Genomic DNA, 12321 nt, shown 5'->3' with positions numbered 1-12321 from the left:
GCTCAGGCGGCCAGGCGAGCGGTGGGGGTATCCGGCGCATCGGACGACTTCAGCTCTGCGAGGGTCTGGAGTCGAGCCCAGACGCCGTTCACATCGCCCGCTCCCATCACCAACACCAGATCGCCGGGCTGACTGCGCCTCACCACCTGTTCGGCCAGCTCATCGAGCGTGGCGCTCACCATCAGTGGCAGGTCAGGTCGCAGTTGCTGCATACGCTCAGCCAGGGCCTGGCTGTCGACACCGGGGATGGGCACTTCTCCAGCTGAGTAGAGCGGGGCAAGCAGCACCATGTCGGCGAGAGAGAGGGCAGACGCGAAAGCATCCAGAAATTCGGCGGTACGGCTGTACCGGTGGGGCTGGAAGACGGCCACCAGCCGCTGGGGCACCTCCGGCAGGGGGCTGCGGCCGCTGGTCACCATCAGGCGAGCCATGTGCAGCGTTGCTTCCACCTCGCTGGGGTGGTGGGCATAGTCGTCGACCACCTGGCGGCCGGCCCAGCGGCCCCGGAAGTCGAAGCGGCGCCCTGGGGAACGCAGGGTTCCGATTTCCGTGGCCAGGGCGCCGAAAGGCACTCCCTCCAGCCGGCAGGCCGCCAGGGCGGCCGTGGCGTTGCTGAGATTGTGGCGGCCCGGCAGGGGCAGGCTGAAGCGCCCCACCAGTTCTCCGTTTTCGTAAAAGTCGGCAACGGTGCCTTCTCCGTGCTCCTCCACTGCCAGGGCGGCGAACTCCACCCCTTCGCTGCTCTCGATCGACCACCAGGCGCCGGGCTGGAAATGCTGGCGCAGTACCGGGCAGTCGGCATTGGCGAGCAGGGAGCCGCAGCCGGCCGCGAAGCGCTGGAGCGTCTCGATCAGAGCCTCAAGGTCGGGGTAGTGATCTGTGTGGTCGAGCTCCAGGTTGGTGATCAGCCCGAGGCTGGATCTGAATTTCACCAGGGAACCATCGGATTCATCGGCTTCGGCCACCAGCACCCGACCGCGGCCGCTGCGTGCATTGCTCTGAAACGCAGGCACGATGCCACCGATAACGGCGGTGGGGTCCTGGTCGGTGGCCGCCAGCAGGGTGGCGATCAGGGTGCTGGTGGTGGTCTTGCCGTGGCTGCCGGCCACGGCGATCGAGGGCTGCGCGTTGATCAGCGCCGCGAGCACGTCGGAGCGGTGGCAGATGGTCAGGCCGGCCTCGCGGGCTGCCATCAGCTCGGGATTCCCAGCCGGCACCGCTGTGCTGATCACAACCAGCGGTGAAGTGCCGACATCACTGTTCAAAGTCGCAATGGTGTCTGCACCCTGGTGGGCGAACACCCGCACCCCACGGCGGCGCAGGGACTCGAGCACGGGACTGTCCCGCGGATCGGATCCGCTCACCTGAAAACCTCGGTCGGCCAGGATTCCGGCCAATGCCGACATCCCAATGCCGCCGACCCCGATGAAGTGAAGGGGAGCCCGGTGGTCGAGCAGCGGTGCCAAATGCGTCTCCATGCGCACCCGAAGGTAGGTGTTGACGCTGCGCTTGTCTCTCCCTTTTTAACGCTTGTTTGGCTCCGCGAATGGATCCGCTGCCGGAGCGGCTCCAGGAGGGGGAGACCATTTCTGTATGATCTGCTCCCAAACTCCCCTTGTCAACGGGTTTCCCGTTCCAGCCATGACACTGCGCGTTGCGATCAATGGATTCGGCCGGATCGGTCGCAACTTTATGCGTTGTTGGCTCAGCCGTGGCGAAAATACTGGGATTGAGGTGGTTGGTCTGAATGACACTTCCGATCCGCGTACTAATGCTCATCTACTTGAGTACGACTCGATGCTCGGCCGCATCCGCAATGCCGAGGTGAGCCACACCGATAACACTATTGTAGTCAATGGCAGGCACGTCAAGTGCTTCTCTGACCGCAATCCCCTCAACCTTCCCTGGAAGGATTGGGGTGTCGATCTTGTGATCGAGTCCACCGGTGTCTTCAACGACGACGTGGGCGCCAGCAAGCACCTTCAGGCAGGTGCCAGCAAGGTCATCCTCACCGCCCCCGGTAAGGGTGCCGGTGTGGGCACCTTCGTGGTGGGTGTGAACGCTGATCAATACCGGCACGAGGACTTCGACATCCTCAGCAATGCCAGCTGCACCACGAACTGCATGGCGCCTCTGGTGAAGGTTCTCGACCAGACCTTCGGCATCGTCAAAGGCACGATGACCACCACTCACAGCTATACCGGTGACCAGCGTATTCTGGATGCTTCGCACCGCGACCTGCGCCGGGCCCGTGCCGCGGCGGTGAACATCGTGCCTACCAGCACGGGTGCCGCCCAGGCCGTAGCCTTGGTGTATCCGCCGATGAAGGGCAAGCTCAACGGCATCGCCATGCGGGTGCCAACCCCTAACGTTTCGGTGGTGGACATGGTGCTGGAAGTGGGCCGCTCCACCAACCGGGACGAAGTGAATGCTGTGCTGAAGGCAGCTTCCGAAGGTGCCATGAAGGGGATCATCAAGTACTCTGATCTGCCTCTGGTTTCCTCTGACCACGCTGGCACTGACGAATCCACAATCGTTGATTCCGACCTGACTCTGGTGATGGGAGACAACATGGTCAAGGTGATCTCCTGGTACGACAACGAGTGGGGCTATAGCCAGCGGGTGGTTGATCTGGCCGAAGTGGTGGCCCAGAACTGGAAGTGAGATCCGCTCCCTGAGCTCCTCATATCCGGCCGCCCCTCTTTTGGGGCGGCTTTTTCATGGCTCAGGCAACGAACTCAGTGAAAATGTGTGAAGCCTCCACTGGCATCAGCCAGGGGCGAACCGTCGTCGGCCCAGCGCAGAATCCCAGAGCCCGGGGCCAGTGATCCGATCCGGCGGGTCCCGGGCAGGGCCTTGATCAGCTGACGGGCCCAGGCGGGATTGAGTGCCAACACCAGTTCGAAGTCTTCACCCCCGTTCAGGCACCAGGATTCGGCCCTGGCCAGGGCCACCATCTCGGGGTCGAACGGAAGGTCCCGCCGCTCCAGCAGAGCGTCGCAGTCGCTCCCCTGGGTCAGAACCTTCAGCGCTGCCACCAGTCCATCGCTGCTGTCGGTGCCTGCCACTCGCCAGGGGCAGCCACCTGGCCGGCATGAGGCCAGTGCCGCCACCGCATCCAGCCGGGGCCGCGGCCTGCGGTGGGCCTGAACGCTCCGCTCCAGCAGGGCCGGAGCGGCTTGGTGCCAGTCGGGAGCGGCCGGAGACGGGACTTCCTGCAGCAGCACCGCGAGGCCCAGGCGGCTGAGCCCATGGGGTCCCGTACTCACCAGGGCATCACCGGGGCGTCCATCGAGGCGGCGGATCGGTCCGTCCGCTCCGAGCCTTCCCAGGGCCGTGACGGCGAGCAGGCGCTGGCCGCCGCCACTGCAATCCCCCCCCAGCAGCGTGCCGCCATAACACCTCAAGGCAGTGCTCAGCCCCTGGTAAGCCCCCTCCACCCACGCCCAGGGGGTGGCAGCCGGCGCCACCAGGGCCACCGTCAGCCCCAGCACTTCCCGGCAGCCCATGGCAGCGAGGTCCGAGAGGTTGGCCGCCGCTGCCCGCCAGCCCACATCCTCGGCGGCCATGGTGGTGTCACTGAAATGGATTCCCTCGACCAGGACGTCGGTGTTCACCACCAGTGCCCGCTCCGAGCTGCCATCCAGCAGGGCGGCGTCATCGGCGAACTGACCGGGAGGAGCGAAGGCTCCCAACCGCCTGATCAGCTCCCATTCCCCCAGATCAGCGAGTGTGGGCGCGTTGCTGACGCCCTCAGCCATGGGGCCGCAGGTTGCCAGCCCCATCCACCACGGTCGCCTTGACGATGCCGTCGTCGGCCGTGAGCTCCTGGAGTACATCGAAGCCCTCGACCACGTAGCCAAAGGCGGCGTAGCGGCCGTCGATCAGATTGAGGCCCGCCGGGGTGAGTTCCGCTTCGAACAGGAAGAGGAAGAACTGGGAAGAGCCATCGTCGAGGGCTGTATCTGAGTGGGCCCAGCCCAATGTTCCCTTGGTGGCGAACGGCAGCACAGGTGTGGCCTTGAACAGGCCCAGGTCCTCAAAGGTCTGGTTGTAGAAGGGCTGGCTCTGACCCGGCACCATGATCTCCAGGGGCACCTTCCTCTCCTGGCCGGAGGCGTCCACATAGCCGCTGGCTGATCCTTTCGGATCGCCGGTCTGCAGGACATAGAAGTCTTCGGCGCGGATGAAGGGCAGGTCGTCGTAGAAGCCCCGCTGCACAAGGTCGACGAAGGCTCCGGCCGTCAGTGGGGCGTTGTAGCCATCCACCACGGCGGTCAGGTCACCTTTGGTGGTGGTGAGTTTCACAGTGGCGCGACCCAGCAGCCTTGGCAGGTCGGCGAACTGTTCCGGAATCTCGAAGGGGAACGGCCCCACCAGCAGGGCTTCCGCTGTACCGATGGTGCTCAGGGCCCTGCGGCGAGCGGTCAGGAAGGCCTCGCGGTCCTGTCGCTCGGCGGCCTCGGCCACGGCTTGCAATTCAGACTCAAGGCTGGCCAGCAGGGCCGTGGCCTGCTCGCGCTGCTCTGGCTGGAAGGCTGCCAGCAGGGCGGAGCGACGGCTGCTGAGCTGCGCCTGGGTTTTGCGGGCATTGCCGGTGAGGGCGTTCCACCGCTTGGCACGCAGGTCGTCGCTGCTGTCTTCAAGGCGATGTTGCAGCTTCTGCAGATCCGGCTGCTCGATCGGCAATGCGTTGCGCAGCAGGGCGGCTGGATCGGTGACAGCGTTCCCCGGAGGCAGGGCCGCCGCCGCCGGGCTGATTCGGCCAAAGCTGGTGCCGCAGGCGAGCACCAGCGCCATCAGCAGAAGCGTGATGACCCGCCAAGGGCTCCGACGCTGCTCGGCCGGTTGCTGCTCCGGCCGGGGGGGCTGCGATTGTTGCGAACTCCTGTTCATGGCTGTCCCTGCCGGTCTCCGGACGCTCTGCCGTACCTCGGACTTTGGCACAGCTCGATGGGCCCCAGATCCAGTCCCAAAGGGGGGTTCAACGGCCAGCCGTACAATCCCGCTCACCCGTTTCGCCGGAATGATCTCGAGCAACGACTTCCGAACTGGCACCACCATCGAGCTCGATGGACAGGTCTGGAGGGTCGTCGAGTTCCTGCACGTCAAGCCCGGCAAGGGTTCTGCTTTCGTGCGCACCAAACTCAAGGCCGTGCAGAGCGGCAGCGTGGTCGAGAAGACCTTCCGCGCTGGCGAAACACTTGCCCAGGCCCAGCTCGAGAAATCAACCTTGCAACACACCTACATGGAGGCGGAGGAGTACGTCTTCATGGATATGGCCTCTTACGAGGAGACCCGCCTCACCGCTAAGCAGATCGGTGATGGGCGCAAATACCTGAAGGAGGGCATGGAGGTGAATGTGGTGTCCTGGAACGGCTCCCCCCTTGAAGTGGAGCTGCCCAACTCGGTGGTGCTCGAGGTCACCCAGACCGATCCTGGCGTCAAGGGTGACACCGCCACCGGGGGGACCAAGCCCGCCATCGTCGAGACCGGTGCCCAGGTGATGGTGCCCCTGTTCATCACCATCGGCGAGAAGATCAAGATCGACACGCGTAACGACACTTATCTCGGGCGAGAGTCCTGATTGCCATGCAGCTCGACAACGACCAACTGCATCAACTCCTCATCTTCCTGGAGCAGAGCGACATCCAGGAGCTGAAGCTCGAGGGTGACGACTTCCGCCTGGAAGTGCGCCGAAACCTGCCTGCCCCAGTGGCGTTGGCCCCAGCTCAGCTGCCGCCGCCACCCTCCATGGTGGTGCCAGCTGCTCCGGCGCCGGGTTCAGCCGGTGTCATGGCCCCATCCAGCCCGCCGCCGGCCCCATCGGCGCTCCGTGCCGATCTGCTCGACATCACCGCCCCGATGGTGGGCACCTTCTACCGCTCCCCCTCACCTGCCGATCCCCCCTTCGTGGAAATCGGCAGCCGCATCAGTGTTGGACAGCCTGTCTGCATCCTCGAGGCCATGAAGCTGATGAACGAGCTGGAGGCAGAAGTCAGCGGTGAGCTAGTGGAGATTCTGGTGGAGAACGGCACACCGGTGGAGTTCGGCCAGGTGCTGCTGCGGGTCAAGCCCGCCTGAAGTCCAACGACCCCGAGTTGTTCTCAACAGTGTCTCGGCTCAGCCCAGCTCCAAGGCCGTTTCCAAGGCCGCCACCATGCTGTCGGCTCGGGCCAGGCCTGAACCGGCAATGTCGAAGCCGGTGCCGTGATCAGGAGAAGTGCGCAGGAAGGGCAGCCCCAGGGTGGTGTTCACGGCGGCATCGAAGGCCAGCAGCTTGACCGGGATCAGGCCCTGATCGTGATACAGCGCCAGGTAACCGTCGGCTCCCTGCCCTTCGCCTCGCCAGGCAGCCGCTGCACCCAGCCAGCAGCTGTCAGGCGGCAGCGGCCCCCTCAAAGTCACTGTGGGGTGTCGCTGCCGCCAGCTCTCCAGCAGGGGAATCAGCCAGTCCTGCTCCTCCTCCCCCAGCTGGCCGCCTTCGCCGGCATGGGGATTCAGACCGGCCACCGTCAGGCTGGGATGGGCGATAAAGCGCTTGCAGAACGCCAGCAGCACATCCAGTTGATGCTCCACAAGGGCGGGGTTGAGGGCCAGGGGAACCCGGGCCAGGGGGATGTGGGTTGTGGCCAGCAACGTGTTCAGCCGCCAGCTGCCGCCTGGTGAGCGGGCGGTGAACAGCATCGAGGCCTGCTCCCGCCCGCAGAGTTCCGCCAGCCGCTCGGTCTGACCCGGGTAGAGATGACCGGCGGCGTGCCAGGCATGTTTGGCGATAGGCGCCGTGGTCAGAGCCAGGGCCTGGCCGCTGAGCACAAGATCCGCAGCCGCACTCAACCAGGCGAAGCTGGCGGCACCACTGGCCGCGGTCCCCTGGCCCGGGTCGATCGTCTCCTGCAGGGGCCGATCAAGGATGGGAAAGCCAGCTGGATCAGCCAGCGGCGTCCCGCTGCGGTCGCGCAGGTCCATGTAGGTCTGCTCCAGCCAGCGGCGGCAGCCCACCAGCACCACATCCACAGCTGCGCCCTTCGCCTGCAGGGCCGCCAGAGACTTGAGGGTCACCTCAGCGCCGATGCCGGCGGGATCCCCCAGGGCCACGGCGATCACGCCTTGCTTAGCGTTCTTGCCAGTGGCTTGGAGAGTCATGATCCGCTGGTTGCTTCTGGGGGGACTGGTGCTGGGCCTGGCTCACGGGTTGCAGAAGAAATGGGTGGTGATCGACTGGTGCCGCTTGAACGCTGATCTGAACATTCCCAGCCTCACCAATCTTCAACCGCTGGCGACTCCGGTGTGCCCGGAGCAGGGGGAGCCAGCCCCCCGCTGAGCCTGCTGGCGGCAGCTGCCCTGGCCCTTTGTGTCAGCCACCAGCCCAGCGTTCTTCCTCCAGCAGGCAGGCGCGGAACCCTTCCCGGTAGCTGGGGTAGCGCAACTGGTAGCCGAGCTCGACGCAGAGGCGCCGGTTGCTGGTGCGCCGGTTCTCGCTCCAGAAGCTGCGGGCCATCGGACTGAGGCTCTCCTGGATCCGCCCATAGGGCTCCACCTCGGGCAATTTGCAGTTCAGCAGGTGGGCGGCGTAGCCCAGGGTTTCACTGGACGGGCAGGGTCTGTCGTCCGCCAGATTGAGCACTGCCGGTCGCTGGGCACACGGCAGGGCGAGGTTGTGCAGCAGGGCTCCAGTGATGTCATCGACGTGGATGCGGCTGAACACCTGGGCGGGTTTGTGGATCAGGCGGCTGCTGCCGCTGCGCAGGCCGTTGAACGGGCAGCGGCCGGGTCCATAGATCGCCGGCAGGCGGAACACCTGCAGGGGCAGGCCAGTGGCTTGCCACGCCTGTTCGCAGGCCAGCCGTGCCCGGCTGCGGAGCAATCCCGGTGCGGGGGTGTCGCTTTCCTGGACCCAGGCGCCGGCGCGATCGCCATAGACCCCGGAGGTGGAGAGGTAGCCCAGCCATCGCAGCGGCAGGTCGGCCAGGATGGCGCCCAGGCTCTCCAGCACAGGATCCCTGCCGTCACGGCCGGGGGGAATGGTGACCAGCACATGGGTCACGTCCTCCAGGGCGGTGGGCTCGAGTCCCGGCCTGAGCTCGCTGGTGAAGGCCACCGGGTTGATTCCTTCCCCGACCACGGGAGCGCCACCGGGACGGTGGCTGATCAGCACCGGCATGCCGGTGGCGGCCACGGCCACGGCGAAGTTCTTGCCGCTGTAGCCGCCCCCCAGCACCAGCATCCGGCCGGAGGCCCCGCTCCATGGGCTGCGGTTGACAACAGCACTCACCATGAGTACACCTGTATCACTGCTTGATTCCCTGGATGGCCGCCTCCTGCTTCTCTACACCCCGTCTCCTCCCCACGAGCCTGGTTCGTCCCGGCCGGGGACGCCCCTGGAGCTCCCCCCATGCCGTGGCTGCTCTTCCGCTGTTGTTGGTGGGCCTGGTGCTCACGGCCGCCTTGGTGGCGCCTGAGCAGCCCGATCAACTCGGGGCCATCTGCGAGCGCCACAACGGACCAGCGGCCTGCAGAGTCTGGTGATGGGTTTATGGAAGGCGTTTTGGCTTCAGGCCGCCTGCAGGGTCATGGTCGGGCTCTGGGGCAGGACCGAGCCCTGGGTTGCTGCCGCTGGTTCGGGAGTGGCCCACTGCAGCAGGCGCACGGCCAGGCGCAGGTCACCCTCCATCCAGGCCCGGATCGCCATTGCCCGGCGTGGGTCGTAGAAGCGTTGACGCCGGTACCAGTCGAAGGCATCGGCGTCGCTTTTGTGGCCGTTGCAGGCCAGGCAGGCCGGAACGCAGTTTTCGGTCACGCTCAGACCGCCGCGGCAGCGTGGCAGCAGATGATCAATCGATTCGGAACGACTGCCGCAGTAAATACAGCGATGTTGGGTCTGTTTGTGCAGGGATTGTCTCCAGCGCCTTACGCGCAACTTGGGGCAGAGATCCTCAAGGAAGACGGCATCCCTGACCTGCATTCCCATGCCTCGGTTGCGGACAGTTTGCCCATGGCTTCTGTTCTGTCAATGTGTCGACGACTTCAATTCCCCAAGCTGATCGCCAGGGCTGGTTCAAAGCGCCAGGCTGACTAGACTTCATATCCATGAAGCGCGGCGGTGTCCCTGGGAGCCACGCGAGGGACGTCGTCACGCTGCCAGCTGCGGCTTGGATCCTGCGGCCTGATTGAGGTGATTTCGCCGTTCGATCCGGTCACCCAGGCTCAGCTGCGCAGGATCAGGCCGGCGGGCCGCTGGCGGCCCCAGCGCCCTGGCTGGGAGTTTCCGCTGGAGGCTGCAGGTCAGCTGGAGGCTCTGCTGGCGGGTCGCTTCGCGATCGAGCCCGACCTGGCCCAGTGGATGGCCTGGCTGCGCCAGCCCCTGCCCCCCTTGCCGCCGCACCGTCAGCTGGTGGCCGCGGCCCAGCTGGAGGATCCCTTGCCGGATGGGCGGCAGCTGTTCGCCCACCAACGCACGGCGGCCCGCTGGCTGCTTGCTCGCCGTGGGGCGGTGCTGGCCCATGCGATGGGTCTGGGCAAGACCCTCTCCGCTCTGGTGGCGGCACGGGCCCTCTCACGCTGCGCCGACTGCCGCATTGCCGTGGTGGCCCCGGTGGGCCTTCACGATCTCTGGCGGCAGGAGTCCCTGGCCCTGGAACTGGCCGTGGAGCTGTTCAGCTGGGCGCGGCTGCCAGTGGAGCTGCCCCCTGCCGGCACCGTCCTGATCGTGGATGAGGCCCACTTCGCGCAGAACCTGGGGGCGCTGCGCACCCGGGCGCTGCTGCGCCTTGCCCGTCACCCGCGCCTGCGGGCGATCTGGCTTCTAAGCGGGACCCCGATGAAGAACGGCCGCCCATCGCAGCTGTTCCCCCTGCTGGCGGCGATCGATCACCCCCTCGGCCGGGATCAGCTCAGCTTTGAGCAGACTTACTGCCAGGGCCATTGGCGCGAAAGCGGCGGGCGCCGCCACTGGCAGGCCAACGGCGCTGAACGCCTGGAGGACCTGCACCGGCTGATTCAGCCTCTGGTGCTGCACCGGCGCAAGCAGGATTGCCTCGATCTCCCCCCAAAGCGCCGCCTGATCTGCCCCGTGACGCTCGATCCCAGCCAGGCCCAGGGGTTCGAGCATGAACTGCAGCAGCGTGTGGAGCACTACCGCCTGCGGGCCGCCCGCGGCGAGGTGCGCCGCGATGCGGAATCCCTGGCGATGCTCACGGCCCTCAGGCAGATCGGAGCTGCATACAAGCTGCCGGCAGCCCAGGCTCTGGTGACGGAGCTGCTCGCAGGCGGCGCGGCGGTGGTGGTGTTCACGGCTTTCGTGGCCCCTGCCGAGCGGCTGGCCGCGAACCTGGGAGGTGCCGTGCTCACAGGCCGGCTCAGGCCGCCGCAGCGGCAGCGCCAGGTGGAGTCCTTCCAGGCGGGCCGGGTGCCGCTGCTGGTGGCCACCTTTGCTGTGGCGGGCCTCGGCTTCACCCTGCACCGTGCCAGCCACGTGGTCCTGCTGGAGAGGCCCTGGACCCCGGGCGACACCGAGCAGGCGGAGGACCGTGCCCATCGCATCGGCATGACCGGGCCCCTCACCACTCACTGGCTGCAGCTGGGCGTGGCCGATCAGCTGGTGGATGGGCTGATTGCCAGCAAGGCCGAGCGGATTGCCCTGGCCCTTGGGGGACGTCAGGCGATCCTGCGCCGCCAGGCCCTGCCGGCGATGGTGCGCCAGTTGCTGGAGGCCTGGTGAGTCAGGGGGCCGCGGCGGCCGGTATGTCACGGCAGCTTTCCTGGCGCACACCAATGTCTATGACCAGTTGGGGATCTTCGGCATCCTTCGCCGGTTTACCGTTGCTGGCGGCCTTCAGCAGCTCTGCCGCCCTCTCGATGTCCTGGCAGGCCCTGGTCTGCTCGCCCCTGAGGGTGTGGATCACGAAGCGGTCGCTGAGGGGACGGGCCTCGAGCGGGAAGGTGTTCACCACCTTGTCGCAGCGCTCCAGGGCCTCATCGAGCTGATCCACCTTGACCTCATCGAGGCACTCGTCCTGGCGCAGCCGTGGAGAGTCCGAGGTCGGGGGTGCCGCCGCCGCACAACCGCCCAGGGCCAGGGTCAGCGCCAGGGCGGTGCACCAGAGGGCCCGATGGGGTTCCTCGCGAAGGAAATCAGTAGGAATAGCGGTCAGGGCGTGTGGTTCCGCCGCCGCTGGGGATGGCAACAGGGCCGGTGCTGCCGCTCGCGGGGATGTCGGTTCTGAGCGGCGCGGGCTTTTCACTGCCGAAGAGGGCTCCGAGGAAGCGGCCGCAGTCGGGGAAGGCATCGGGGGACTTGACCACTGCCTCGGTGATCATGACGGCGGCATGTTCAGGAGAGGTCTTGAACAGACTGGCGCTCTGGCGTTTGATCAGGGCGTAGGCGGCGCTCCAGCTCACCTCGTGGTCATTGCCGGCCTTGCGCATGAAGCAATACACCTCGGCGCCCTTGTTGGCTGGATTGCTGGGGTCCGGCTGGCTGACCTGGGCCAGCAGCGCAGGCTGGCTCAGCAAAGGCAGCGGGCTGGCCAGAAGCACCAGGGAGGGCGCCAGGATCCGCCGCAGGGCCCACTTCAGCCTGCGGCCCCTCTTGGGCTCCGTTGCAGTCGGGCAGGGGCAGAGGAGACGGGAGAGCATTGAATCGGTGCGCGGAGCCAGGCATCGGGCACCAACGTATCGGTCGACTCCGAACTGTCGAGGGGGCGGCCCTTGGGCTCGTCAACTGGAGGAATGACCAGCTGTGAATGACAGCACCAACCTGATCACCATCGGCAGCACCAGCAGCACCGTGATCAGCCGGACCGCGTGCAGGGCCGCTACGGCGGCACCGACACCGAATTCAGCGCCTACCAGGCTCATGCCGCTGATGCCGCCAGGGGCGGCCCCCAGCAAGGTGATGATCGGATCGACACCCAGCAGCCGGCTGCTCCAGAGGCCGACCACCAGGCCTGTGGCCACCAGGGTGACGGTGATCAGGATCGCCGGCCGCCACAGGTGCCGCAGTTCCGTCAGCGCTGCGCTGGTGAGGCCGGTGCCGATCACGGTGCCGATCGCGATCTCCAGGCCCGTGCTGGTCCCAGGGGGCCAGTGGGCCGCATCCCAGCGCCCGCTCATGCTCACCAGGCTCGCGCCGAGCAGGGCGCCCGCCAGGGGCGCCGCCGGAATTCCCGTCCGCAGGGCGAGCAAGCCACCACCCAGACCGGCCAGGATGTAGATCGCCAGAGTGGCCAGACTGGACATGCCCGCACGAGACGCAAGGACGCCTCAGTCTGGGAGATGGCTTGAGCGTTGGGCGGTTCTGTGTTGTGATCGGCCTTCTTG

General features: G+C 66.5%; 15 protein-coding genes. 6 read left to right on the top strand and 9 right to left on the bottom strand.

Annotated elements, in window-relative coordinates:
• Positions 1–2 precede the first annotated feature (2 nt).
• The gene (murC, locus tag KBY93_RS04870) at positions 3–1466 is read right to left on the bottom strand and encodes a UDP-N-acetylmuramate--L-alanine ligase (RefSeq protein ID WP_255093163.1); all 1464 of its coding nucleotides are present in this window, start codon (positions 1464–1466) and stop codon (positions 3–5) included.
• 175 nt (positions 1467–1641) lie between these two features.
• On the opposite strand from murC, the gene KBY93_RS04865 reads away from it, so the two are divergent.
• Positions 1642–2664 (top strand): type I glyceraldehyde-3-phosphate dehydrogenase, encoded by a 1023-nt coding sequence (locus tag KBY93_RS04865; protein WP_255093118.1) that lies wholly within the window; start codon positions 1642–1644, stop codon positions 2662–2664.
• Between the two features lie 74 nt (positions 2665–2738).
• Here KBY93_RS04865 and thiL read toward each other — a convergent pair whose 3' ends face one another.
• Positions 2739–3761 (bottom strand): thiamine-phosphate kinase, encoded by a 1023-nt coding sequence (gene thiL, locus KBY93_RS04860; protein WP_255093117.1) that lies wholly within the window; start codon positions 3759–3761, stop codon positions 2739–2741.
• Positions 3754–4800, bottom strand: a complete 1047-nt coding sequence (locus KBY93_RS04855) for a peptidylprolyl isomerase (protein WP_255093162.1) — start codon at positions 4798–4800, stop codon at positions 3754–3756. Before KBY93_RS04855 ends, thiL begins: the two co-directional genes overlap by 8 nt.
• A 226-nt stretch (positions 4801–5026) precedes the next feature.
• On the opposite strand from KBY93_RS04855, the gene efp reads away from it, so the two are divergent.
• Complete coding sequence (gene efp, locus KBY93_RS04850) at positions 5027–5587, top strand: elongation factor P (RefSeq protein WP_255093116.1); 561 nt, start codon at positions 5027–5029, stop codon at positions 5585–5587.
• Positions 5588–5592: 5 nt separating this feature from the next.
• Complete coding sequence (accB, locus tag KBY93_RS04845) at positions 5593–6084, top strand: acetyl-CoA carboxylase biotin carboxyl carrier protein (RefSeq protein WP_255093115.1); 492 nt, start codon at positions 5593–5595, stop codon at positions 6082–6084.
• Between the two features lie 39 nt (positions 6085–6123).
• Here the strand turns inward: accB and pdxA are convergent, their stop codons facing one another.
• Positions 6124–7146 (bottom strand): 4-hydroxythreonine-4-phosphate dehydrogenase PdxA, encoded by a 1023-nt coding sequence (gene pdxA / locus KBY93_RS04840; RefSeq protein WP_255093114.1) that lies wholly within the window; start codon positions 7144–7146, stop codon positions 6124–6126.
• On the opposite strand from pdxA, the gene KBY93_RS04835 reads away from it, so the two are divergent.
• Complete coding sequence (locus tag KBY93_RS04835; protein WP_255093113.1) at positions 7145–7324, top strand: hypothetical protein; 180 nt, start codon at positions 7145–7147, stop codon at positions 7322–7324. The two genes, pdxA and KBY93_RS04835, sit on opposite strands and share 2 nt — an antisense overlap.
• A gap of 33 nt (positions 7325–7357) precedes the next feature.
• Here the strand turns inward: KBY93_RS04835 and KBY93_RS04830 are convergent, their stop codons facing one another.
• Positions 7358–8278 (bottom strand): SDR family NAD(P)-dependent oxidoreductase, encoded by a 921-nt coding sequence (locus KBY93_RS04830; RefSeq protein WP_255093112.1) that lies wholly within the window; start codon positions 8276–8278, stop codon positions 7358–7360.
• A 122-nt stretch (positions 8279–8400) separates the two neighbouring features.
• Here KBY93_RS04830 and KBY93_RS04825 point away from each other — a divergent pair, with 122 nt between their 5' ends.
• Positions 8401–8529, top strand: a complete 129-nt coding sequence (locus tag KBY93_RS04825) for a hypothetical protein (RefSeq protein WP_255093111.1) — start codon at positions 8401–8403, stop codon at positions 8527–8529.
• Positions 8530–8554: 25 nt separating this feature from the next.
• Here the strand turns inward: KBY93_RS04825 and KBY93_RS04820 are convergent, their stop codons facing one another.
• Positions 8555–8965: an HNH endonuclease gene (locus KBY93_RS04820; RefSeq protein WP_255093161.1), complete on the bottom strand. Its 411-nt coding sequence runs from the start codon at positions 8963–8965 to the stop codon at positions 8555–8557.
• A 138-nt stretch (positions 8966–9103) separates the two neighbouring features.
• On the opposite strand from KBY93_RS04820, the gene KBY93_RS04815 reads away from it, so the two are divergent.
• A complete protein-coding gene (locus tag KBY93_RS04815; protein ID WP_255093110.1) occupies positions 9104–10720 on the top strand; it encodes a DEAD/DEAH box helicase in 1617 nt (538 codons plus the stop codon).
• A 1-nt stretch (position 10721) separates the two neighbouring features.
• Here KBY93_RS04815 and KBY93_RS04810 read toward each other — a convergent pair whose 3' ends face one another.
• The 3 genes from KBY93_RS04810 to KBY93_RS04800 form a co-directional block, all read right to left on the bottom strand.
• Positions 10722–11186: a hypothetical protein gene (locus KBY93_RS04810; protein ID WP_255093109.1), complete on the bottom strand. Its 465-nt coding sequence runs from the start codon at positions 11184–11186 to the stop codon at positions 10722–10724.
• On the bottom strand, positions 11134–11637 hold the full coding sequence (locus KBY93_RS04805) for a DUF6554 family protein (RefSeq protein ID WP_255093108.1): 504 nt from the start codon (positions 11635–11637) through the stop codon (positions 11134–11136). The genes KBY93_RS04810 and KBY93_RS04805 overlap by 53 nt, the downstream gene beginning before the upstream one ends.
• Positions 11638–11718: 81 nt before the next feature.
• On the bottom strand, positions 11719–12240 hold the full coding sequence (locus tag KBY93_RS04800; RefSeq protein WP_255093107.1) for an AbrB family transcriptional regulator: 522 nt from the start codon (positions 12238–12240) through the stop codon (positions 11719–11721).
• Between the last annotated feature and the right edge of the window lie 81 nt (positions 12241–12321).

This window comes from Synechococcus sp. J7-Johnson (assembly GCF_024345795.1).
GTDB lineage: Bacteria > Cyanobacteriota > Cyanobacteriia > PCC-6307 > Cyanobiaceae > Regnicoccus_A.
Note: the sequence above shows the minus strand (reverse complement) of the source record. Positions and strands in the feature narration are given on the sequence as shown.

Excerpts from the sequence above, each read along its gene's own strand:
- KBY93_RS04865 (WP_255093118.1), top strand. The coding sequence starts at position 1,642 with ATGACACTGCGCGTTGCGATCAATGGATTCGGCCGGATCGGTCGCAAC.
- thiL (WP_255093117.1), bottom strand. The coding sequence starts at position 3,761 with ATGGCTGAGGGCGTCAGCAACGCGCCCACACTCGCTGATCTGGGGGAA.
- KBY93_RS04855 (WP_255093162.1), bottom strand. The coding sequence starts at position 4,800 with ATGGCGCTGGTGCTCGCCTGCGGCACCAGCTTTGGCCGAATCAGCCCG.
- efp (WP_255093116.1), top strand. The coding sequence starts at position 5,027 with ATGATCTCGAGCAACGACTTCCGAACTGGCACCACCATCGAGCTCGAT.
- accB (WP_255093115.1), top strand. The coding sequence starts at position 5,593 with ATGCAGCTCGACAACGACCAACTGCATCAACTCCTCATCTTCCTGGAG.
- KBY93_RS04835 (WP_255093113.1), top strand. The coding sequence starts at position 7,145 with ATGATCCGCTGGTTGCTTCTGGGGGGACTGGTGCTGGGCCTGGCTCAC.
- pdxA (WP_255093114.1), bottom strand. The coding sequence starts at position 7,146 with ATGACTCTCCAAGCCACTGGCAAGAACGCTAAGCAAGGCGTGATCGCC.
- KBY93_RS04830 (WP_255093112.1), bottom strand. The coding sequence starts at position 8,278 with ATGGTGAGTGCTGTTGTCAACCGCAGCCCATGGAGCGGGGCCTCCGGC.
- KBY93_RS04820 (WP_255093161.1), bottom strand. The coding sequence starts at position 8,965 with ATGCAGGTCAGGGATGCCGTCTTCCTTGAGGATCTCTGCCCCAAGTTG.
- KBY93_RS04805 (WP_255093108.1), bottom strand. The coding sequence starts at position 11,637 with ATGCTCTCCCGTCTCCTCTGCCCCTGCCCGACTGCAACGGAGCCCAAG.
- KBY93_RS04800 (WP_255093107.1), bottom strand. The coding sequence starts at position 12,240 with ATGTCCAGTCTGGCCACTCTGGCGATCTACATCCTGGCCGGTCTGGGT.